Source organism: Oryzifoliimicrobium ureilyticum (assembly GCF_037199735.1).
Lineage (GTDB): Bacteria > Pseudomonadota > Alphaproteobacteria > Rhizobiales > Rhizobiaceae > Rhizobium > Rhizobium ureilyticus.
Map to the genome: position 1 here is coordinate 61,751 of NZ_JBBBVQ010000005.1, position 22,439 is coordinate 84,189.

Annotated in this window: 18 protein-coding genes; 12 read left to right on the top strand and 6 right to left on the bottom strand. The window is 54.4% G+C overall.

Translation table 11 applies throughout. The features are described from left to right. The first annotated feature begins 41 nt into the window (after positions 1–41). From rho to VQ830_RS09005, 6 genes are all read left to right on the top strand, one after another. Complete coding sequence (gene rho / locus VQ830_RS08980) at positions 42–1,307, top strand: transcription termination factor Rho (RefSeq protein ID WP_337267760.1); 1,266 nt, start codon at positions 42–44, stop codon at positions 1,305–1,307. Between the two features lie 70 nt (positions 1,308–1,377). Beyond that, entirely contained in the window at positions 1,378–2,694 is a 1,317-nt protein-coding gene (gene mnmE, locus VQ830_RS08985; RefSeq protein ID WP_337267761.1) for a tRNA uridine-5-carboxymethylaminomethyl(34) synthesis GTPase MnmE, read from the top strand. A gap of 66 nt (positions 2,695–2,760) precedes the next feature. Then, a complete protein-coding gene (gene mnmG, locus VQ830_RS08990; RefSeq protein ID WP_337267762.1) occupies positions 2,761–4,623 on the top strand; it encodes a tRNA uridine-5-carboxymethylaminomethyl(34) synthesis enzyme MnmG in 1,863 nt (620 codons plus the stop codon). Next, positions 4,620–5,243, top strand: coding sequence for a 16S rRNA (guanine(527)-N(7))-methyltransferase RsmG (gene rsmG / locus VQ830_RS08995; RefSeq protein WP_337267763.1), 624 nt, complete (start codon positions 4,620–4,622; stop codon positions 5,241–5,243). Before mnmG ends, rsmG begins: the two co-directional genes overlap by 4 nt. Before the next feature lie 13 nt (positions 5,244–5,256). After that, positions 5,257–6,051, top strand: coding sequence for a ParA family protein (locus VQ830_RS09000; protein WP_337267919.1), 795 nt, complete (start codon positions 5,257–5,259; stop codon positions 6,049–6,051). A gap of 10 nt (positions 6,052–6,061) precedes the next feature. After that, entirely contained in the window at positions 6,062–6,949 is an 888-nt protein-coding gene (locus VQ830_RS09005) for a ParB/RepB/Spo0J family partition protein (RefSeq protein WP_337267764.1), read from the top strand. A gap of 38 nt (positions 6,950–6,987) precedes the next feature. Here the strand turns inward: VQ830_RS09005 and holA are convergent, their stop codons facing one another. The 3 genes from holA to leuS all read right to left on the bottom strand — a co-directional run bounded on the left by holA (position 6,988) and on the right by leuS (position 11,426). Continuing rightward, complete coding sequence (gene holA, locus VQ830_RS09010; RefSeq protein ID WP_337267765.1) at positions 6,988–8,028, bottom strand: DNA polymerase III subunit delta; 1,041 nt, start codon at positions 8,026–8,028, stop codon at positions 6,988–6,990. 253 nt (positions 8,029–8,281) lie between these two features. Then, complete coding sequence (locus VQ830_RS09015; RefSeq protein WP_337267766.1) at positions 8,282–8,806, bottom strand: LPS assembly lipoprotein LptE; 525 nt, start codon at positions 8,804–8,806, stop codon at positions 8,282–8,284. After that, on the bottom strand, positions 8,796–11,426 hold the full coding sequence (gene leuS, locus VQ830_RS09020) for a leucine--tRNA ligase (RefSeq protein ID WP_337267767.1): 2,631 nt from the start codon (positions 11,424–11,426) through the stop codon (positions 8,796–8,798). Before leuS ends, VQ830_RS09015 begins: the two co-directional genes overlap by 11 nt. Before the next feature lie 177 nt (positions 11,427–11,603). On the opposite strand from leuS, the gene VQ830_RS09025 reads away from it, so the two are divergent. Beyond that, positions 11,604–12,263 carry a YggS family pyridoxal phosphate-dependent enzyme gene (locus tag VQ830_RS09025; protein WP_337267768.1) on the top strand — a complete coding sequence of 220 codons (660 nt, stop codon included), beginning with the start codon at positions 11,604–11,606 and terminating at the stop codon, positions 12,261–12,263. Here VQ830_RS09025 and VQ830_RS09030 read toward each other — a convergent pair. Both VQ830_RS09030 and VQ830_RS09035 read right to left on the bottom strand, forming a co-directional pair. Beyond that, complete coding sequence (locus tag VQ830_RS09030; RefSeq protein ID WP_337267769.1) at positions 12,260–13,036, bottom strand: FkbM family methyltransferase; 777 nt, start codon at positions 13,034–13,036, stop codon at positions 12,260–12,262. The two genes, VQ830_RS09025 and VQ830_RS09030, sit on opposite strands and share 4 nt — an antisense overlap. Positions 13,037–13,124: 88 nt before the next feature. Beyond that, complete coding sequence (locus VQ830_RS09035) at positions 13,125–13,820, bottom strand: DUF1013 domain-containing protein (RefSeq protein ID WP_337267770.1); 696 nt, start codon at positions 13,818–13,820, stop codon at positions 13,125–13,127. Positions 13,821–14,038: 218 nt separating this feature from the next. Here VQ830_RS09035 and acs point away from each other — a divergent pair, with 218 nt between their 5' ends. After that, a complete protein-coding gene (acs, locus tag VQ830_RS09040; protein ID WP_337267771.1) occupies positions 14,039–15,997 on the top strand; it encodes an acetate--CoA ligase in 1,959 nt (652 codons plus the stop codon). 115 nt (positions 15,998–16,112) lie between these two features. Here acs and VQ830_RS09045 read toward each other — a convergent pair whose 3' ends face one another. After that, positions 16,113–16,334 carry a DUF1674 domain-containing protein gene (locus VQ830_RS09045; RefSeq protein WP_337267772.1) on the bottom strand — a complete coding sequence of 74 codons (222 nt, stop codon included), beginning with the start codon at positions 16,332–16,334 and terminating at the stop codon, positions 16,113–16,115. 117 nt (positions 16,335–16,451) lie between these two features. Here VQ830_RS09045 and htpX point away from each other — a divergent pair, with 117 nt between their 5' ends. The 4 genes from htpX (at position 16,452) to purH (ending at position 22,377) form a co-directional block, all read left to right on the top strand. Beyond that, the gene (gene htpX / locus VQ830_RS09050; RefSeq protein ID WP_337267773.1) at positions 16,452–17,417 is read left to right on the top strand and encodes a zinc metalloprotease HtpX; all 966 of its coding nucleotides are present in this window, start codon (positions 16,452–16,454) and stop codon (positions 17,415–17,417) included. After that, a complete protein-coding gene (locus tag VQ830_RS09055; protein ID WP_337267774.1) occupies positions 17,408–18,811 on the top strand; it encodes an RsmB/NOP family class I SAM-dependent RNA methyltransferase in 1,404 nt (467 codons plus the stop codon). The genes htpX and VQ830_RS09055 overlap by 10 nt, the downstream gene beginning before the upstream one ends. Positions 18,812–18,949: 138 nt before the next feature. After that, complete coding sequence (locus tag VQ830_RS09060; RefSeq protein WP_438617552.1) at positions 18,950–20,575, top strand: heparinase II/III family protein; 1,626 nt, start codon at positions 18,950–18,952, stop codon at positions 20,573–20,575. 185 nt (positions 20,576–20,760) lie between these two features. Next, the gene (purH, locus tag VQ830_RS09065) at positions 20,761–22,377 is read left to right on the top strand and encodes a bifunctional phosphoribosylaminoimidazolecarboxamide formyltransferase/IMP cyclohydrolase (RefSeq protein WP_337267775.1); all 1,617 of its coding nucleotides are present in this window, start codon (positions 20,761–20,763) and stop codon (positions 22,375–22,377) included. The last annotated feature ends 62 nt before the right edge of the window (positions 22,378–22,439 follow it).

Consider the following 22,439-nt stretch of genomic DNA (forward strand, 5'->3'; position numbering starts at 1 on the left):
ACATCGCCTTTCTCCCTTAAATACCAAGCAATGGTCACTTCATGGCTGAAATGAAGCTTCAAGAACTCAAAAGTAAGTCCCCTACGGATCTGTTGGCTTTCGCCGAATCACTAGAGGTCGAAAACGCCAGCACGATGCGCAAGCAGGAACTGATGTTTGCGATCTTGAAGGTGCTCGCAAGCCAGGACGTGGAAATTATCGGCGAAGGCGTTGTCGAAGTTCTGCAAGATGGCTTTGGCTTCTTGCGCTCCGCTAACGCGAATTACCTTCCAGGACCTGACGATATTTATATTTCGCCGTCACAAATTCGGCGTTTTTCGCTGAAGACCGGGGATACAGTCGAAGGTCCTATTCGCGGACCAAAGGAAGGCGAACGCTATTTCGCACTTCTCAAAGTCAACACGATCAATTTCGATGATCCGGAAAAGATCCGTCACAAGGTCCACTTCGACAACCTGACGCCGCTTTATCCGAACGAGCGTTTCAAGATGGAGCTGGACATTCCTACGTCCAAGGATCTTTCGCCGCGCGTGATCGATCTGGTCGCTCCGCTCGGCAAAGGTCAGCGCGGTCTGATCGTTGCGCCACCGCGGACTGGTAAGACTGTTCTTCTTCAGAACATCGCGCATTCTATCACCGCAAACCACCCCGAGTGCTATCTGATCGTGCTGTTGATCGATGAGCGGCCTGAGGAAGTGACGGATATGCAGCGCTCCGTGCGCGGCGAAGTTATCTCATCCACGTTTGATGAACCTGCTGTACGGCACGTTCAGGTGGCTGAGATGGTGATTGAAAAAGCGAAGCGCCTCGTCGAACATGGCAGAGACGTGGTCATTCTCCTGGACTCGATCACGCGTCTCGGCCGCGCCTACAACACGGTCGTCCCTTCATCCGGCAAGGTTCTCACCGGCGGTGTGGATGCAAATGCCCTGCAACGTCCGAAGCGCTTCTTTGGCGCTGCGCGTAACATCGAAGAAGGTGGATCGCTTACGATTATTGCAACTGCCTTGATCGATACGGGTAGCCGCATGGACGAGGTGATCTTCGAAGAGTTCAAGGGTACGGGCAATTCGGAAATTGTCCTCGATCGTAAGGTTGCTGATAAGCGTATCTTCCCAGCAATGGATATCTTGAAATCCGGTACGCGCAAGGAAGACCTTCTCGTACCAAGGCAAGATCTGCAGAAGATCTTCGTCCTGCGCCGTATCCTTGCTCCTATGGGAACCACGGATGCGATCGAGTTTCTGATCGACAAGCTGAAGCAGACCAAGAATAACGGCGACTTCTTCGATTCGATGAATACCTAGCCCTTAGCCGGATTCCTCTTTTAAGCCGGTCTTGCTTTGCATGATCGGCTTTTTCTTTTGGTGATGAGCGATGACTGCTAGTGATACGATTTTTGCGCTCTCTTCCGGTGCCGTTCCTGCGGGTGTCGCTGTCATTCGTTTAAGTGGCGCGATGGTGCCAACCATTGTGAAAGATCTAACCGGGTCTCTGCCGTCGCCGCGACGTGCGTCTTTGCGGACGATTCACGACCGTAACGGTGTCGTTCTCGATGAAGCATTGGTTATCTTTTTCCCAGCCCCAAATTCCTTTACCGGAGAAGATTTTGCAGAGCTTCAGGTTCATGGAAGCCGCGCTGTCCTCGCTGCTCTCTATAACTGCTTGCAAAGCTTTCAAGGCACACGCCTCGCAGATGCGGGCGAGTTCTCGCGACGTGCATTTGATTACGGGAAGCTTGATCTTGTAGAAGTAGAAGGCTTAGCGGATCTCATTGCTGCCGAAACCGAAATGCAAAGACGACTTGCTCAGGAGCATTCCTTTGGACGACTGTCGAAGCTGTACGATTCGTGGACGGAACGATTAACCCGTGGGCGCGCGCTGATTGAAGCTGAGCTTGATTTTCCCGATGAGGAGGATGTTCCTGGTTCCGTATCTTCGTCTGTATGGGATGACATAAGCCATCTCGCACGCGAGATCGGCGATCACTGTGCAGGATCGCAAACAGGCGAGATCATTCGAGACGGCTTTAAGGTTGTCATCGCCGGCCGTCCAAACGCGGGTAAATCGAGCCTTCTGAACGCAATCGCCAAGCGCGATGTCGCGATCGTCACAGATATAGCTGGTACGACGAGGGATGTAATCCATATCGACCTCGATATGGAGGGATACCTTGTGAAGCTTTTTGATACTGCCGGCTTGCGGGAGACGGAGGATATCGTTGAGCGAGAAGGAATTCGGCGCGCTCAAATTGAGTTGGAGACAGCCGATCTTGTTCTCTATTTAGAAGACATGTCTGCTCCTTCTAAAGAGCCAGTGGACCGATTCGTTTCCGATACGATCAGGATCGGAACGAAGCGAGATAGAGCGAGTGACAACAACCATAATTATGACCTTGCAATCTCGACTTCGGATGTCCAGGATCTAGATAAGGTATGCGATGCAATTGTTTCTAGACTTCGGAAGAAGCTTGATGTAGGCACGTTCCTGCTGCCGGTGCGCGCTCGCCAAAGGCAATGGCTGCAGGCCTGCGCGGAACAAATCAATTTCGCGCTTGATGCGAAAGACGATCCTCTCGATATCCGTGCTGAGTATTTAAGACGCGCTGGTGATATGTTGGGGCGCATCACAGGGCGCAAAGACGCGGACGATTTACTTGATATTGTTTTTTCGCAATTCTGTATCGGGAAGTGATTCACGTGAAACACTCCCGTTCGAACCCGCTCATTTCGTTTCACGTGAAACCTTTGAGGTGACTCCATGCAAAATTATGATGTGATTGTAGTTGGTGGGGGACACGCCGGATGTGAAGCTGCGGCCGCATCTGCCCGTCTTGGTGCGAAAACTGCCTTGATCACGCATCGTAAGGATACAATCGGCGTCATGTCGTGCAATCCTGCGATCGGGGGTCTAGGTAAGGGGCATCTGGTGCGCGAGGTGGACGCGCTAGATGGCTTGATGGGTCGAGTTGCGGATCGTGCTGGGATCCAGTTTCGAATGCTTAATAAGAAGAAGGGGCCCGCCGTAAGAGGCCCAAGGACGCAAGCTGATCGTAAACTCTATCGTATGGCTATGCAGGCAGAGATAGATGACACTAAGGATTTGGATGTTGTTGAAGGGGATGCTTTCGACCTCACGTTTAATAATAACTGTGTAACGGGCGTTGTCCTCAAAGATGGGCGCTCACTCAGCGCACCTTCCGTGGTCGTCACGACAGGCACCTTCCTGCGCGGCCTCATCCATATTGGGAACGTAAGACGCGCTGGTGGACGCGTAGGCGAAGAGCCGTCCATGGGACTCTCCGAAACCTTTATCAGGCTCGGCTTGAAGCTGGGACGTCTAAAGACTGGTACGCCGGCTAGACTGAACGGAAAGACTATTGATTGGGCTTCGCTGGAGAAGCAGCCCGCCGATGAAGAACTTATCCCGTTTTCATTTATGACCGATCAGATCACGACGCCGCAAATCGAATGTGGCATCACGCGTACAACCGAAAAGACACACAGCCTCATCATCGACAATATCTCCAAATCCGCGATGTATTCGGGACAGATCGAAGGCGTTGGCCCGCGCTATTGTCCATCCATTGAGGATAAGCTCATGCGCTTTGGAGAGCGCGATGGTCATCAAATATTTTTGGAGCCTGAAGGTTTAGATGATCCGACCATATATCCAAACGGCATCTCAACTTCCCTTCCAGCCGATGTTCAAGAGGCGTTCATTCACACCATTCCAGGACTTGAATCTGCTGAGATTCTTCAGGTCGGATATGCCATCGAGTATGACCATGTTGATCCTCGAGAGTTGCTGCCAACACTTGAGGTGAAAAAGCAGCCCGGCCTCTTTCTCGCCGGACAGATCAACGGGACGACGGGCTACGAGGAGGCAGCAGCGCAAGGGCTCGTTGCGGGCCTGAATGCCGCGCGTAAAGCATCGGGTTCTGATCCGATAATTTTCAGTCGCACCGAGTCTTATATCGGGGTGATGATAGACGATCTCACATCGAAAGGCGTTACCGAACCATACCGAATGTTTACCTCTCGTGCAGAATATCGTTTGTCTCTCAGGGCAGACAATGCGGATCTCCGGCTGACGCCGTTGGGCATTCGAATCGGATGCGTAACATCAGCGAGAAAGGTGAAGTTCCAGAATTTCTTAGCGTTGCTTCATCAGGGTCGTGACGCGTTAAAAGCTCTTTCGACAACTCCAAATGCAGCTCGTGAGTACGGTCTGAGCCTTAACCTCGATGGTCAACGACGAAGTGCGTATGAACTGATTTCTCATCCAAATGTCCATCGAGACCATCTATTTGCGATGTGGCCCGAGCTCCGTCAAATCGATAATGCGGTGATAGAGACATTGGCTATTGAATCCTTGTACTCCGTCTACACCGACCGCCAGCATGTCGATGTTATAAGTGTGAGAAAAGATGAAAGCAGGTTGATACCCGCGGACTTCGACTACTCACTTCTCTCAGGTTTGTCGAACGAGCTTCAAAGTAAACTCACCAGGATAAAGCCTCATAATCTTGCCCAGGCGGGGCAAATTGAAGGTATGACACCGGCTGCTGTCGCCTTGATCTTGTCTTGGCTGAAAAGAAGCGAGGCGCGGAAGACTGCATGAGGACGATCCCTGGTCTTGCCGTTTCACGTGAAACAACTGAGAGGCTTGAACACTTTTGTTCGCTATTTTTGAAGTGGTCGAAGACGATGAATCTGTCTTCACCATCAACTCTCGATCAGCTTTGGTCGCGGCATATTGTCGACAGTGCACAGCTGTATCGAATCGAACCCTCCCCCATTCACTGGATTGATCTCGGCAGTGGCGGAGGCTTTCCAGGGGTCATTATGGCGATTCTCTACAGCGAAAGTAATGACGGCTGGGTAGACCTTGTGGAAAGCAATCAGAAGAAAGCCGCTTTCTTACGCGTGGCGCTGATGGAGACCCAGGCTCGGGGAAAAATTCATCCAGTTCGAGCCGAAAAGGCCGCTGATCTTATCCCTTTCTGTGACACGATTTCCGCACGCGCTATGGCGGATCTCGATCAACTGTGCGGTTACGCAGAAAGATGGGTGCTCAAAAATGATAATTTACGCTGCTTCTTTCACAAAGGCCGGGATTATCAGCGCGAGCTGGATGAGGCTCGTAGCCGCTGGAGCTTCGATCTGGTAGAACACCGGAGTGTAGTCGAGACAGACTCTGTGATTTTGGAGTTGCATAATCTTCGACAGAGACGACATTAGCGGAACCAAAATGATGAGCGCCGGACATAATCGTATTATCACCATCGCCAATCAGAAGGGTGGCGTCGGTAAAACGACTACCGCAATTAATCTCGCGACGGCGCTTGCAGCGATCGGTGAGCGGGTTCTTATTATTGATCTAGACCCTCAGGGAAATGCGAGCACGGGCCTTGGGATTGGACGGAGAGACAGGAAGCTGTCATCCTATGATCTATTGCTGGGGGAAAGCTCGGTCGTCGAAGCAGCGTTAGAAACAGCTGTCCCTAATCTTTATATCGTTCCATCAACTATGGATCTGCTTGGCGTTGAAATGGAGATTGCCCAACAGAGTGATCGAGTGTTCAAGTTGCGGCGCGCCCTCACTGAAGCATCGGCAGGCGCTTTCTCATATATTCTGCTCGATTGTCCACCATCATTCAATCTGCTGACAATGAACGCCATGGCGGCAGCGCATTCCATCCTCGTGCCTTTACAATGCGAATTTTTTGCCCTCGAAGGTCTGAGCCAGTTGCTAGAGACGGTAGAACAGGTACGGCGGTCCGTTAATCCTGCTCTTGATATCCAAGGTATCGTGTTGACGATGTTCGATGCCCGTAACAATCTCTCTCAACAAGTTGTTAATGATGTGCGTACGCACCTCGGCGATAAGGTCTACCACACGCTCATCCCTCGGAACGTTAGAGTTTCCGAGGCGCCTTCTTATGGTAAGCCGGCTATCCTCTATGATCTCAAATGTGCGGGAAGCCAGGCCTATCTTCAACTGGCGTCTGAAGTGATTCAGCGTGAGCGCCGGCGACTGGCAGCGTAAGGAGATAGCGATGAGCGAAGATGTATCAAAGCGGCGTCTTGGCCGGGGACTGGCAGCGCTGATCGGCGAAATGGATCAGCCTACGCCAATCGGCGAACAGCAGGCTCCGGTAACTCCCGACCGTCTCGTTCCGATCGAATTCGTGACCAGAAACCCTCGCAACCCACGCCGCGCCTTTAACGAACCTGAACTTCAGGACCTTGCGAGTTCTATTCGGCAGCATGGAATCGTTCAGCCTGTTGTCGTCAGGACAGTCGGGGTTAAGCAGTATCAGATCATAGCGGGTGAGCGGCGTTGGCGCGCCGCCCAGCTTGCCGGTCTTAGTGAAATACCGGTCATTATCAAAGACGTCGATGACAAGACCGCGCTCGAAATTGCCATTGTTGAAAACGTTCAGCGCGCAGATCTTAATCCGCTGGAAGAAGCGCTGGGATATGAGCAACTGATTGCTGAGTATGGCTACACTCAGAATGACCTTGGCGAGATTATTGGAAAGAGCAGAAGCCACGTTGCAAATTCACTTCGTCTTCTAAAGCTGCCTGATCCTGTGCGGGATATGCTGGCCGAAGGCAGCCTTTCTGCTGGGCATGCCCGTGCGCTGGTCACCACCTCTGATCCCACAACCCTGGCGCGGACGATCGTGTCCAAGGGGATGTCCGTCCGGGACGCGGAAAGACTTGCGCAAAATGATATCAAGGCACAGTCGGAACCTGAGCTTCAAAAGGCTCGCCTCCAGCAAAAAGATTCTGACACGCTTGCACTGGAGCGCACCTTGTCAGACTCACTAGGCTTGGACGTCACGATCAGCCATAAGTCTTCCGGGGGTGGGCAGATGAGAATTACCTATCGCTCATTGGAGCAGCTCGAAGAAATTTGCCGCCTTCTGGAACGTAGATAATAGTCTGAGCGCCCTCCCCGCCGTCTATACTGGCTCTTTTACGTTCTCGCCTTTCTGGCGGCCTGCAGCGTTGTTGATAATAGGCAATGGAAAGCCACGCTCTCTTCCAGGGTTTGTCGACGGCGGCTTTGCAGGACTGCAGCTTGAAGCCGCTGCGTTTCGATAGCAATTGCTTCCGCAGACCAGGCCCTCAGCGCTTGTTCGACCAGAGGCTTCCTCTTGAAATGTAGATGCCGACCGAGGGTTTGCATTACCTGACTAGATGATGTGTTTTTGTCGTCCATCTCAGTGCGCATGACGTCAAGCAATTGAAATATTCGTAGGCAGGCCTGAATGACCAGGAAGATCGCCGTCTTCGACGACGTGATCTTTTGCATGGCGTGCAGCAGAGCCTGTTGATTACCTGAAATAACCGCATCGACGGCGTCGTCGACCGAAATAGCACTCGCATCTCCGATGATCTCCTGGACGTGATGCTCCTCGACCACTTCCTCGGATTGGCAATACAGAGCGAGTTTTCTGATCTCATTACGGGATGCAATGCGATCTCCACCGATAAGATCGACAAGCGCCGAGCGCGCAGCTGGCGTTATCCTGAGCCCGGCATCGGCCATTTCTAAATCAATAAGAGCATTCAAAGCGCGGGCGTCGTCTGCATAGCATGCTATCGACGCGACGGCACGGGTCGTCTCACCGATCTTGCGCAGCACGGCACCCTTCTTGAGATCACCTGCCTCTACGATCAAGGTTGCGTCGTTTTCGGTTGCGGCAATATCAGACAAACTGTCAGCTATGTATTTTTCATTCCCCGCGCCGCGGAGCCAGACGAGTTTGTTGCCACCAAAAAGACCGGTCGTCCTTGCTTCATCGGACAGGCGGCCGTGATCCCTTTGTAGATCATTCATATCGAGTTTGACGGTTGCGAATGGATCATCCAAATTGATCCCTGACGCCTTGGCTAATGCCGTCGCACGCTCGGAAACAAGTCCCCGATCCGGACCGTAGACTAAAAAGATTCGGTAGCTTCGCGCAGACCTTTGCAAAAAACCGTCGAACTCATGCGACTTAATTTCCGTCACCGGCAATTGCTCCTTGCATCTCTGCCTGATCCAAAAGACTTTCTGGTGGTATCCGGAAGGCGGTTCTTGAGCATATCATTAAAACGTGACGATGAGTCGACTATGCCGTGCAGCGCCTGTTGCTGCCCCTAAAAATTCCGGTGGGAGCGCAACAACAGCCAAAACGCAGCGGAGTTTATGACCTCCGCCACATTTCAGGTCTCAGATTTTCGAGATCGAACGCGTGAAACCTGGGCTTCCGCTGTTTTGATTCTCAGCGTCCCAGGGCCGAAGCAATGTCGGCACCAACCAACTCGGCAGCTTCGCGGGCCGCTCTGTTTTCGCCATCTCTGATCGCGCGCTGCTTTGCAAACTGTTGCTCGGTGAAGTCCACCAGGGCTGTTGCATAGCGGTTACCCGCCTTGATCACGCGCCCATCGGTCTTTGACTTCAACGTATAGTCGACGCTGACGGTTACGCGGCCCGCGCGCGAATCGTCTGAGATCTGCGCGAGGAGCAGCGTTTCGGTGACATCCGATCGAGCATGCAGTTCTACCGTATAATCGGCTTTAGCAGGCTCGCCAGCGCCCCCTGATGCGAGGAAGATCAATCGGTTGCGAACTTCTTGCTCAATGCGCGTCGTTGCTGCCGAAAACTCAACGGCTTTCAGCTTTTCCACGACACCGGAGCTCTCAGAATACAGAGGCCGCACTTGGCAGGATGCGAGCGACATCATCGCGCCAATGAAAACCGCAAGGCCGACGCGGCGCGTCAGGGTGAAGGTGACGTCAAACGACAATGTTCACAATCCTTTGAGGAACCACGATGATTTTCTTGTGCGCTTGTCCATTAAGCGCACGCTGAACATCCTCCAGAGCAAGTGTCGCCTGGATGACGGCATTCTGATCCGCGTCGCGCGAAATTGTCAATTCCGCACGTTTTTTTCCATTCACCTGAACGGGCATGGTGACGTCGTTTTCTTGGACAAGTGCATCGTCATGGACCGGCCAAGGCGTGTGCGCGACAAGTTCCTTATGCCCAAGCATTGCCCAGCATTCTTCCGCCAGGTGCGGCGTCATAGGCGCAACGATCTGAATCAAGATCTCGGCCGCATTGCGCAGTGCTGCCCTATAGCTCTCGCTGCATGGTTCCTTTGCGACCTTCGTCAGCGGTGCTGCAAGGCTGTTTACGAGTTCGTAGATGCGCGCCACGGCCTTGTTGAAGGCGAGGCGGTCATAATCCTGCGAAACGGCTTTCAGGGTTCTGTGCGCGGCCTGTGAAATGGCCAGCGCCTCTCCTTCGCTAGCAGGGGCGGCCACAATGCCTGACAACGCCTCGGCTGCCTCCGCAATCAGACGATAGAGGCGCTGCGTAAAGCGATGCGCTCCTTCAACGCCTGCCTCCGACCAGATCACGTCGCGTTCCGGCGGCGAGTCCGAGAGAACAAAGAAACGCGCCGTATCGGCGCCATAGGAGGCAATGATATCGTCTGGATCGATGACATTTTTCTTCGACTTCGACATTTTCTCGATCGAGCCGATCAAAACTTCATCGCCGTCCGAGAGCATGAAAGCGCGACGCTTCCCGTCCGCTTCTTCAATGCGAATGTCAGCCGGAGACACCCATTCCCCGTTCTGACCCGACCCACGGCGGTACGTTTCATGGACCACCATGCCCTGCGTGAACAGGCCCTTGAATGGCTCCGTCACGTCCACATGTCCGGTCTCGCGCATGGCGCGCGTGTAGAAGCGCGAATAGAGCAAGTGAAGAATCGCATGTTCGATGCCGCCGATATATTGATCGACCGGCAACCAGCGGTTCGCCACCGCGGGGTTTGTCGGTTGTTCTTCCCAAGGTGCTGTGAAGCGCGTGAAATACCAGCTGGAATCCACGAAGGTGTCCATAGTATCGGTTTCACGCCGCGCGTCCTGTCCGCATTGTGGGCAGGCGACATGACGCCACGTCGGATGCCGATCAAGCGGATTGCCCGGCTGATCAAAGGTGACGTCATCGGGCAATTTCACCGGCAGATCTTGCTTCGGAACGGGCACGATACCGCAGCTGTCGCAATGGATCACCGGGATCGGGCAGCCCCAGTAACGCTGACGTGAAATACCCCAATCTCGGAGCCGGAAATTCACTTTGCGTTCACCCTGCGGCATGTTTCCGATCATTGTGCCGGAAAGCTTGTCGGCAATGATTTCGAATGCTTCTGTCGTGGTTTTCCCATTCAGGAACCGCGAATTGATCATCACGCCATCGCCGTCATAGGCCACATCGCCAACGGAAAAGGTATCGGGATCGCCATCTTTCGGCATCACGACAGGAACGACCGGGAGATTGTACTTGCGAGCAAAGTCCAAGTCGCGTTGGTCGCCGGCCGGGCAACCGAAGATGGCGCCCGTCCCATAGTCCATGAGAACAAAATTGGCGACGTAAACGGACAGTTCCCAGCTTGAATCCAAAGGATGGCGCACGCGGATACCGGTGTCCATGCCCTTTTTTTCGGCCGTCTCGAGTGCGGCAAGTGATGTGCCGGCATGCCGGCATTCCTCGCAGAAGGCATCGATAGCCGGATTCGTTTCAGAAATCTTCTTCGCAAGGGGGTGATCTGCGGCAATTGCCAAGAACGATGCGCCGAACAGAGTGTCTGGTCTTGTGGTGTAGACGACCACTTCACTTTCGCCGTGGGCTGGCGTTTGCGGCGTGATTTCCCAGCGAATGAGCATACCTTCCGAACGGCCGATCCAGTTCTTCTGCATCAGCCTGACCTTCTCCGGCCAGTCTTCCAACGTATCCAGCGCGTCGAGCAATTCCTGGCTGAACTCGGTGATCTTGAAGAACCACTGCGTCAACTCGCGTTGCTCGACGAGTGCGCCAGAACGCCAGCCACGCCCATCGATAACCTGCTCGTTTGCGAGCACCGTGTTATCGACCGGATCCCAGTTTACCTTGGATTCCTTGCGATAAACGAGGCCCTTTTCCATCATGTCGAGGAAGAGCATCTGCTGACGGTGATAGTAGTCCACGTCGCATGTTGCGAATTCACGAGACCAATCCAGCGAAAGGCCCATCGCCTTCAACTGCTTCTTCATGGTTTCAATGTTCTGGTAGGTCCAGGTTTTTGGATGCACCTTGTTGTCGCGTGCGGCATTTTCGGCCGGCATGCCGAAAGCATCCCACCCCATGGGATGCAAGACATTGAAGCCGCGTGCACGTTTATAGCGCGCGACGACGTCGCCCAAGGAATAGTTGCGCACATGGCCCATGTGAATGCGCCCCGACGGATAGGGGAACATTTCTAGAACGTAGTACTTCTCGCGAGGATCGCCGTTGTCGGTCTCGAAGACCTTTTCGGCGTTCCATTTTTCCTGCCAGCGCGGCTCGGCTTCACGAGGATTATAGCGTTCGGTTGCCATTTTCTTTACATTCCAGAAAATCAAGGGAGTTGGCGAGACCTTCATCATGAAACCGCCGAAGCGTCAAGTTTTCGGGCGCTTGCTGCGGTTCCTCTCCCACCCGACGACCGTTTTTTCTTGGCAACCCGTGCTGGCCACATTACTGAAGCCGCAAGGTTATTCATAAGAGGCGTAGCGATGGAACTGGAGCTCAGGTTGGATGAGGTTCGTGCTCGGGTCAGCGCGGCAGCTGAAGAGGCAGGCCGAAACGTCGATGCGATCCAGCTTGTCGCCGTCTCAAAAACCTTTGATGCTGATGCCATCCGTCCGGCCATTGCCCATGGGCAGCGCGTCTTCGGCGAAAATAGAGTTCAGGAAAGTCAGTCGAAATGGCCTCAGCTGAAGGCAGAAACGCCCGACGTCGAACTCCATTTGATTGGGCCGCTTCAGTCCAACAAGGCCGCCGATGCCGTTGCACTCTTCGATGTGATTCAGACCATCGACCGCGAAAAGATTGCTCGTGCGGTTGCCGCCGAAATGGATCGTCAGGACAAGCGTCTGCGCCTCTACGTCCAGATCAACACCGGTCTTGAGCCGCAAAAGGCAGGAATTGCGCCCGATGATGCGGTTTCCTTCGTTGAGTTTTGCCGAAGCGAGCTTGGTCTTTCTGTTGAAGGCTTGATGTGCATCCCGCCGGCGGATGAAAATCCCGGGCCGCACTTTGCTCTTCTTGCCAAGCTGGCGCGCGAGGCAAAGGCCGCAGAGCTGTCCATGGGTATGTCAGGTGACTATGAGACGGCTATTGCTTTCGGTGCAACAAAAGTGCGGGTCGGATCGGCGATCTTCGGTCACCGTTAACGCGAAACAACGGTCGACCGAAACAAAAAGCGTCCCCAGCTTTGATCCCAGGAAACAAGCTCAAAGCCCTTATGTAAAAGCGTATTGATGACCTGGGGCGCCGTTGTTGCCTTTTCCTTACCCCTTTCAAAACCGCCATCAACGGTGATGAAATCGGTGACCGCAAGCGCATTTTCAGCGCCGGCTAAAACCTCCGGCTCGGCGCCTTCTGCCTCAATCTTCAACACCGCGATGCGCGAAATTCCTTTTGAGGCGACATATTTATCCAGCGTGGTCGTTGGAATGGTTTTGACTTCTGAGTAATCGTTCATTTCGATCACGGAGGAATCGCCGGTGGCAGGCTTTGAATAGAATTTCAGCACCGTCTCTTCGTGCCAGAGTGCAAGACGATTGGTTTTTGCGGCCCCTGCAAAATGATTACGGTCACAGGATGAAGCCTCCAGAGCTTCAGGCTCGAAAGGATGATAGTCAAAGTTGCGCTGCCGGGCAAAAAAGCCGAGCTCGCCGATATTTGCGCCGCAATCAATAAAGGCGCCCTTTGTCGTAGGGTCGACCAAATGCAGGAGGTAAGATTTGTTCAGCCGATCAAGCCTCTTTGCAAGACCGCCTTTGTACAGACGGGTCCTGTTCTTGCGGCAAATAACCAGGGTCTCCTGGTTTTCACGAACTTCGATGTAGCTTTGATCCGACTTGGTGAACCGAGTTTTACGGCCTCGCAACGCCATATAGGCATTGGCGTAAGTGAGGCTTCTTTCGAAAAGAAAATCGTTCATCGGCTAAACCTGATCTGGACAAGCGGGCCCGCGTAAGCTGCGGCCCGATTGTGTGCGCCTTCAAATCGCTTTACGGAAATCCGGCAGATCAGAAGTTCTCGTCTTCTTCGGGCGTCGATGACTTCAGCGACTTGAGCTTTGCAAAGACGGCATCCGCATCGATCTCTTTTTCGTCGTCGCGATCGTAGGATGGGGACAGATGTTCTGTTTCCTGTGCTGGCTGCAGACTTGCACCTGCTTCTGCGGCCGTCGGGAACGGACGACCCTTGGCTGCCTTTTCCACTTCCATATCCAGATCGATCTGGCTGCAAAGACCGAGCGTCACCGGATCCATCGGCGTCAGGTTAGCCGAGTTCCAGTGTGTCCGTTCGCGAATCTGCTCGATCGTGGATTTCGTGGTTCCGACGAGACGCGAAATTTGGGCGTCCTTCAGCTCGGGATGATTACGGACCAGCCACAGGATCGCGTTCGGGCGATCCTGCCGCTTGGAAACCGGCGTATAGCGGGGGCCACGTCGTTTGGATTCAGGGACGCGAACCTTCGGTTCCTGCAGTCTCAGCTTGTGGTTCGGATTTGACTCGCCACGCACAATTTCATCGCGCGACAGCTGTCCGGTCGCTATCGGATCAAGGCCTTTGATGCCCTGCGCTGCTTCGCCGTCGGCAATGGCTTTTACCTCAAGAGGATGAAGCTTGCAAAACTGTGCAATCTGATCAAACGAAAGGGCCGTATTGTCGACAAGCCAGATTGCAGTGGCTTTGGGCATAAGCAGTTGTTGAGCCATGGATATAGTCCTTCTGTCGTCCGCGCCGGGGTCGCGGTCCGTGGGATGTCACCACAATGTCCGGAAATTAGGCGCTATATAACCGCGCTGTCGCAGAATTGCAATTGATTCCGCCTCAAATGACCTTCGTCTAATTGCCGATCGCCTGTGAATTGCTATGAATAGGGACAGTACCGCGCCGTCTCACGAAATGGCGGCGTTTGCATGAGGAGGATTGAATGTCAGAAAAAATCTATCCGGTCGCAAAGCCGGTGAAGACGCGTGCGCTCATCGACCAGGACAAATATCTGAAATGGTATGAGGAAAGCATCGAAAACCCTGACAAGTTCTGGGGCAAGCACGGTCGGCGTATCGACTGGTTCAAGCCTTATACCAAGGTCAAGAACACCTCCTTTACCGGCAAGGTCTCCATCAAGTGGTTCGAAGACGGCCAAACCAACGTCGCCTATAATTGCATCGACCGTCACCTGAAGACCAATGGTAATCAGACCGCAATCATTTTTGAGGGCGATAACCCCTACATCGACAAGAAGATCACTTACAACGAGCTGTATGAACATGTTTGCCGGATGGCGAATGTTCTAAAGAAGCATGGTGTTCAAAAGGGTGATCGCGTCACCATCTATATGCCAATGATACCGGAGGCGGCCTATGCCATGCTGGCCTGCGCGCGCATTGGTGCTGTCCATTCGGTTGTCTTCGGCGGCTTTTCGCCAGAGGCTTTGGCAGGCCGTATCGTCGATTGCCAATCCACCTTCCTGATTACCTGTGACGAAGGCGTGCGCGGTGGCAAGCCGGTCCCGCTCAAGGAAAATGCCGATGCTGCCATTCATATTGCTGCCAGACAGCATGTGACGGTGAATAAGGTTTTGGTGGTTCGCCGCACGGGCGGCAAAACGGGTTGGGCTCCTGGCCGCGATCTCTGGTATCACCAGGAAGTCGCAACTGTGAAGGCCGATTGCCCGCCGGTTAAAATGAAGGCGGAAGATCCGCTTTTCATCCTCTACACATCCGGCTCTACGGGCAAACCGAAAGGCGTTCTTCATACGACGGGCGGCTATCTAGTTTATGTCGCCATGACGCATGAATATGTTTTCGATTACCGCCCGGGCGATATCTATTGGTGCACGGCCGATGTAGGCTGGGTTACCGGCCATTCCTATATCGTCTACGGCCCTCTTGCGAACTGCGCGACCACGGTGATGTTCGAAGGCGTTCCTAATTTTCCCGATCAGGGGCGCTTCTGGGAAGTTATCGACAAGCACAAGGTGAATATCTTCTACACGGCACCAACGGCGATCCGCTCACTGATGGGTGCTGGCGATCATTTCGTGAAGCGCTCTTCGCGGTCTTCGTTGCGTTTGCTCGGTACGGTCGGCGAGCCGATTAATCCCGAGGCCTGGGAATGGTATTACAATGTGGTCGGCGAAAAGCGTTGCCCGGTCGTCGATACCTGGTGGCAGACCGAGACCGGCGGGCATATGATTACTCCCCTGCCCGGCGCTACAGCGCTCAAGCCAGGATCGGCGACGGTACCCTTCTTTGGCGTGAAGCCTGAACTGGTGGATGCCGAAGGCAAGGTTCTGGAAGGCGCGGCTGATGGCAATCTCTGTATTGCCGATAGTTGGCCCGGGCAGATGCGGACGGTCTACGGCGATCACGAGCGATTCATCCAGACTTATTTTTCCACCTACAAGGGCAAGTACTTCACGGGTGATGGCTGCCGGCGCGATGAGGATGGATATTACTGGATCACGGGTCGCGTCGACGATGTGTTGAATGTGTCTGGCCATCGGCTTGGCACGGCCGAAGTCGAGTCGGCCCTGGTTTCACACAATCTCGTCTCCGAAGCCGCTGTGGTCGGCTATCCTCATTCCATCAAGGGTCAAGGCATCTACTGCTATGTGACCTTGATGGCAGGCCACGAGGGAAATGAGGAATTGCGCCAGCAGTTGATCAAACATGTGAGGGCTGAAATCGGCCCCATCGCGGCGCCGGATAAGATCCAGTTTGCCTCGGGACTGCCGAAGACCCGTTCCGGCAAGATCATGCGACGAATCCTTCGGAAGATTGCCGAAGACGATTTCGGGGCACTGGGTGATACCTCGACGTTAGCAGATCCAGGCGTGGTCGATGAACTGATTGCGAACCGACAGAACAAGGCAGACGCTGCCTGAACGAGAGCCTTACCACAAAAAACGCCCCGCAGGTCTTTTGGCCGGCGGGGCGTTTTGATCGAGTGCAATAGCGATCGTTCAGTTGAACGGGTCACGCCGTAGCGGCTCACGTCATTTAGAAATCAATAGCACGGCCATTGATCTCATAGTCTCCAAACCGCACGGGCTCGGCCCCGCCCCGCCCGTTGATTTCCGGCGGAAGCTCCAAAGGTTTAGCGTTGCGCCGGCGTTCTTCCGCCTCTGCAAGAGCACGTTTTGCCGCCGGTGACAGCATGCGCGGCGCGCTTCCCGGCGCTTTGGTTTTATCCTCTTGGTTATCGTTGTCGCTCGCAGGCATGTTTGGCAGCCTCATGGAATATTGAAAACAATCACACTTCTCCCAATCTTAGTGTCCAGGCCGCCAAATTTAAAGACCGGTGTCGATCGGTTGGCGGAATAGGGAACGGAGAACGCGATGAATCTTGTGCGCACGGCAATGCTGCTGGCCTTCATGACGGCCCTATTCATGGCCGTTGGGTTTTTGGTCGGTGGGAAAGGCGGCCTGATGATCGCCTTCGTATTTGCGGCGGGTATGAACCTGTTTTCCTATTGGAATTCGGACAAGATGGTTCTTTCCGCCTACCACGCGCAGGAAGTAGACGAGCGCAATGCTCCCGAATTTTATGGGATCGTGAGGGACCTTGCCCATAGAGCGGGTCTGCCGATGCCGCGCGTCTATCTCTATGACAACCCACAGCCAAACGCCTTTGCAACGGGACGCAATCCGCAGAATGCAGCTGTTGCCGCTTCGACCGGGCTTTTGAATGTTCTTTCGCCAGAGGAAGTTGCCGGTGTCATGGCCCATGAACTGGCGCATGTTCAAAATCGCGACACATTGACCATGACCATCACCGCAACTTTGGCTGGTGCGATTTCGATGTTGGGCAATTTCGCATTCTTCTTTGGCGGTAATCGCGAAAACAACAATAATCCTCTTGGCATTATCGGGGTGCTTCTCGCAATGATCGTCGCACCGCTTGCTGCCATGGTCGTTCAGATGGCCATCAGCAGGACGCGGGAATATTCGGCGGACCGTCGCGGCGCGGAAATTTGCGGAAATCCACTATGGCTTGCATCTGCTCTTGCGAAAATCGCGCGCGGTGCCGCGCAAGTGCCCAATTACGATGCGGAACGTCACCCTGCCAGCGCGCATATGTTCATCATCAATCCGCTTTCCGGCCAGCGCATGGACAATCTCTTTTCCACCCATCCGAATACCGAGAACAGAATTGCCGCTCTTCAACAAATGGCACAGTCGGGCGAGTTCTTCTCGACGGCACCTCCGCGGACTGCTAATCCGACGCGAAAGTCCCGATCCGTGCCCAATACCGGGTCCGGACATGGCGGCAGTTCGCAAGGATATAAAGGCCCGTGGTCTTAAAACCGGATCGCTCCAAAGCATCGTCTGATAAAAAAAGGGAAAAGCCGGCTGGAGAACTCCGGCGGCATCAACCTGACAGACCGGGATTTGCCGTAAGAGCTGCTGCGACTAAGATTCTCGGTGCTGTTCTTGAGCGTCGTCTTCCCCTGGATGGCGCGCTCGATAACGAGCACGGCAATCCCGTCTATAAGGCTTTGAGCGAAAGCGACCGCGCCTTGGTCAGGGCAATCTTGCATGCGAGTTTGCGCAATCTTCCTCGGATCGAAGCGGCAATCGATCTTCTGCTCGAGACGCCGTTGCCGGATGGGGCTCGGTCTTTGCGTCATGTTCTTATCGTCGGTGCTGTCCAGGTTCTTTATCTCGATGTGCCCGACCATTCTGCGGTTGATCTTGCAGTGGAGCAGGCAAACCGCGATCCGCGGAACCGGCGTTTTGCAAAGCTCGTCAATGCTGTCTTGCGCCGACTGGGCCGCGAAAAAGAGGAAACGTTGGAAAAAATCTCCGATGTTCCTCTGGTTCCCAAGTGGTTTTTCGACAGACTGATTGCCGCTTATGGCGCGGAGAAAGCATTTGCAATTTCGCAGTCGCAATTGCAGCCGGCTGCGATTGATTTGACGACGAAATCCAACGCGGACGAATGGGCGCAACGTCTGAGTGGTGTTGTCCTGCCGACAGGCAGTGTGCGCCTTCGCCCCTTTGCTGGTGCTATTCCGTCCTTGGACGGCTTCGCCGAAGGCCATTGGTGGGTGCAGGATGCGGCCGCCAGCATTCCCGCAAGGTTATTCGGTGATCTGACAGGAAAGCGGGTTGCCGACCTCTGTGCAGCGCCGGGAGGAAAGACGGCGCAGCTTGTGATGGCAGGTGCATCGGTAACGGCCATCGACCTATCGGAGAACCGACTTCGACGGCTGAGAAGCAACCTGGAACGACTTCATCTTCAAGCCGAAACGATTGCGACGGATCTGACGACTTTTTTGCCTGATGAGCCTTTCGATGCCATCCTGCTTGATGCCCCCTGTTCTTCGACGGGAACAACGCGCCGTCATCCAGATGTGCTGTGGACGAAGGATGCGGATGACATCAAGCGTTTGGCGATGCTTCAGGAACGACTTCTGCGCCACGCCGTCTCGCTCCTGAAAGTTGGCGGCACGATCGTCTTCTCGAATTGTTCGCTCGATCCAGAAGAGGGCGAAGCAGTGGTTGCTCGAGTGCTCGCCGATATGCCGAATCTAGAGCGCGTTGCAATCGATCCGACCGCTTGGCCGGCCCTTGAAGATGCGATCACGCCTCTTGGGGAATTTCGCACGCTGCCCAGCATGCTGGACATGAAGCAACCGGATGTTACATCCGGTCTCGACGGTTTCTACGCGGCAGTCCTTCGACGCCTTGCTTAACAGTTGATCCCGCCATGTCGCCTTTTTAAACAATCCTAGCGATCCGCCCCTCATATTTACCGCCTGTTAAGGCTGGGAGCGGATAGAAAATGTATGATGAGAACGGGCCTATCTTCGGGGTTGTATCTGGGAGAGACAATGCGTCGATTGAGGCGACGCATCGCCGTGATGCGCCTACGCCTGTCATCTCGATTTTTGCGGGTTCCAGACCGTCTGATTGTTGCGCCGACAGATCTGAGAGGCGTTGATCCGCATGTCTGCGATGAGATCCTGAGTGGACGCTTTCCCCTTGCCGGTCGCCTTCTGGAAACCGATGGAAAATCTCCGTTTCATTTGACGCTGCCATCCCGAGCTTTTGCAGTTCGTCTTCACAACTTCAGTTGGCTGCGGCATATGCGCGCGCGCAAGAACCCGCGCAGTGGTGCCGCAGCGCGTACCATCGTGGATAGCTGGCTATCGATACACGGCACTCGGATCGTTGGGATCGCATGGGAAGAAGAGGTGACGGCCAAGCGCGTCATCTCATGGCTGTCACATTCGCCGGTTCTTCTGCAAGGGGCCGAACGCGGCTTTTATCGCCGCTTTATGCGCTCGCTCGCCTTTCAAATCCGCTATCTTCAACGCACGGCACGCTATCAACCGGATGGAACAACGCTATTTCAGATTCGCATCGCACTCGCCATGGCTACCGTTGCGGTTCCAACCAAAGCAGCGACGCTGAAACGCGCTGCACAGGATCTCGACCGGGAGTTCGATCTACAGATTTTGCCGGACGGCGGACATATCTCGCGCAACCCGCGGATCGGTCTCGAACTATTACTTGATCTCCTGCCGTTACGTCAGACCTACGTAAATCTCGGCCATGACCTCCCGCAAAAGCTAATGTCCGGCATTGATCGGATGTATCCGGCGCTCCGCTTCTTCCGTCACAGCAATGGCGATCTTGCTTTGTTCAATGGCGCTTCGACAACCTCTGCGGAAGAGTTGATGTCGGTGCTACGATATGACGAAACCACAGGTCAGCCCTTCAAGGCTATGCCGCATTCGAATTTTCAACGGCTCGCATCAGGTAACACGGTGATCTTGATGGATACCGGTGTTGCGCCACTTGGTCGCTTGTCCGCGTCCGCCCATGCTGGATGTCTCTCCTTCGAAATGTCTTCCTACAGGCATCGCTTCATCGTCAACGCTGGATCGCCGAAATTTGCGGATCGGCGCTATGTACAAATGGCGCGCGCCACAGCCGCGCATAGCACCGTGACTTTGAACGATACGTCTTCTTCCCGTTTTCTGCAGTCTGATTTCATTGAACCTGTCATGCAGGAACGCGTGGAAGCCGTTCAAGTCGAGAGATCGAAAGCGGACGATGGACGCGATTGCGTCATCGCCACCCACGATGGATATCTGTCGGATTTCGGACTTCTGCATCAACGAGAAATCAGCCTCAATGCGACCGGCACAATTATCACGGGCCGTGACCGGCTTCTCATGCCTGATGGCAATGACACTGGAACCGAATTTGATGCGGTGAGCCGTTTTCATATTCACCCGGCGATCGATCTTTATCAGCAGGATCGAGAATCAGTTCTCCTGATGGCGCCGGATGGCGAAAAATGGGTGTTTTCCTGCCCTGGCCACGAGGTGGTGATTGCCGAAGATGTTTTCTTTGCCGATGCGTCGGGCATTTGCGCATCGGATCAGCTTGAGATCGCCTTCAGTGATCAAAAGCCGGAGATCCGCTGGTTCCTGTCGCGTCGGTCATAATGCACCGCCTCCAGGCAGATGAACGGAAGTGAACGCTTTCTGCCCGGATGCATGATTCGGCATTCGCGCTGAGATTCTTCCTGTTCTTGTCAAAATCCACGCAAAGCTGGTTTTCGTGGGCGCAAAGCTATGATAACGCCGCGCCATAAGGCATCCGCCGCTGCCAGCCGCAAGGGAGAAGATCCATGGCCGTCGCCTCAAAGAAAATTCCAGCTCCGGATAAAGTTGCCGTCAAGACCGCGCTCCTGTCGGTGTTCGACAAGGCCGGCGTCGTCGAACTCGCTCAAGCTCTGCACGATTCTGGCGTTCGGCTTCTTTCGACCGGCGGTACCTTCAAGGCGATCTCGAGTGCCGGCATCCCGGTTACCGATGTTTCTGACGTCACAGGCTTTCCGGAAATCATGGACGGACGTGTAAAGACGCTGCATCCTGTCGTTCATGGCGGTCTTTTGGCTATTCGTGACGATGAAGAACATCGCAAGGCGATGGCCGAAAACGGCATAGGCGCGATCGATCTTGCCGTGATCAACCTCTATCCTTTCGAAGAAGTTCGGGCAGCGGGCGGTGACTATCCGACCACGGTCGAAAACATCGATATTGGGGGTCCTGCCATGATCCGCGCGGCCGCCAAAAATCACGCCTATGTCACTGTTGTCACCGATCCTGCGGATTATGCCGAGTTGGTAAATCAAATCAGCTCTCAGAACGGTGAGGTATCCTACGCTTTTCGTCAAACCATGGCCGCCAAAGCCTATGCGCGCACGGCAGCCTATGACGCCGTTATCGCGAACTGGTTTGCCGAGACCTTGTCAATCGACACGCCGCGTCATCGCACGCTCGGTGGAACCTTGAAGGAAGAGATGCGGTATGGCGAGAATCCGCATCAAAAGGCTGCCTTTTATGTCACTGGCGAAAACCGGCCTGGTGTTGCGACGGCTGTCCTTCTGCAGGGCAAGCAACTGTCTTACAACAACATCAACGATACCGACGCAGCCTATGAACTGGTGAGCGAATTTCTGCCCGAACATGCGCCGGCCTGCGCCATCATCAAGCACGCCAATCCATGCGGCGTGGCGACAGGTTCGAGCCTCGTTGAAGCCTATCAACGGGCGCTTGCCTGCGACTCCGTCTCTGCTTTCGGTGGCATTATCGCTCTGAACAAGACGCTGGACGCCGCAACTGCTGAAGAAATCGTCAAGCTGTTCACCGAAGTCATCATCGCCCCCGATGTGTCCGAGGATGCCAAAGCAATCATCGCTCGCAAACCGAATTTGAGATTGCTCTCGGCGGGTGGTCTTCCTGACGCTAGAGCGGCTGGCTTAACGGCGAAGACCGTTTCCGGCGGCTTTCTGGTCCAGAGCCGTGACAATGGAATGGTCGAAGATCTTGAATTGAAGGTCGTCACGCGCCGGGCGCCGACACCGCAAGAGCTGGAAGACATGAAATTTGCCTTCAAGGTCGCCAAGCACGTCAAATCGAATGCCGTGGTTTATGCGAAAGATGGCCAGACCGCAGGTATTGGCGCAGGACAGATGAGCCGCGTCGATTCTGCCAGAATTGCGGCGCTTAAAGCTGAGGAAGCCGCGAAAGCGCTCGGTATCGCCGAACCGATGACGAAGGGCTCGGCTGTTGCGTCAGAAGCCTTTTTGCCCTTTGCTGATGGCCTGCTGTCCATGATCGCAGCGGGTGCAACTGCAGTTATTCAGCCAGGCGGTTCGATGCGCGACCAAGAAGTCATCGATGCGGCGAATGCGCATGATGTCGCTATGGTCTTCGCCGGCATGCGTCACTTCCGCCACTAATATTTTGATCGCGTACAACAGTTCAGACATCGCCGGCGGAACGCTTTTGATCCAACGCCCGT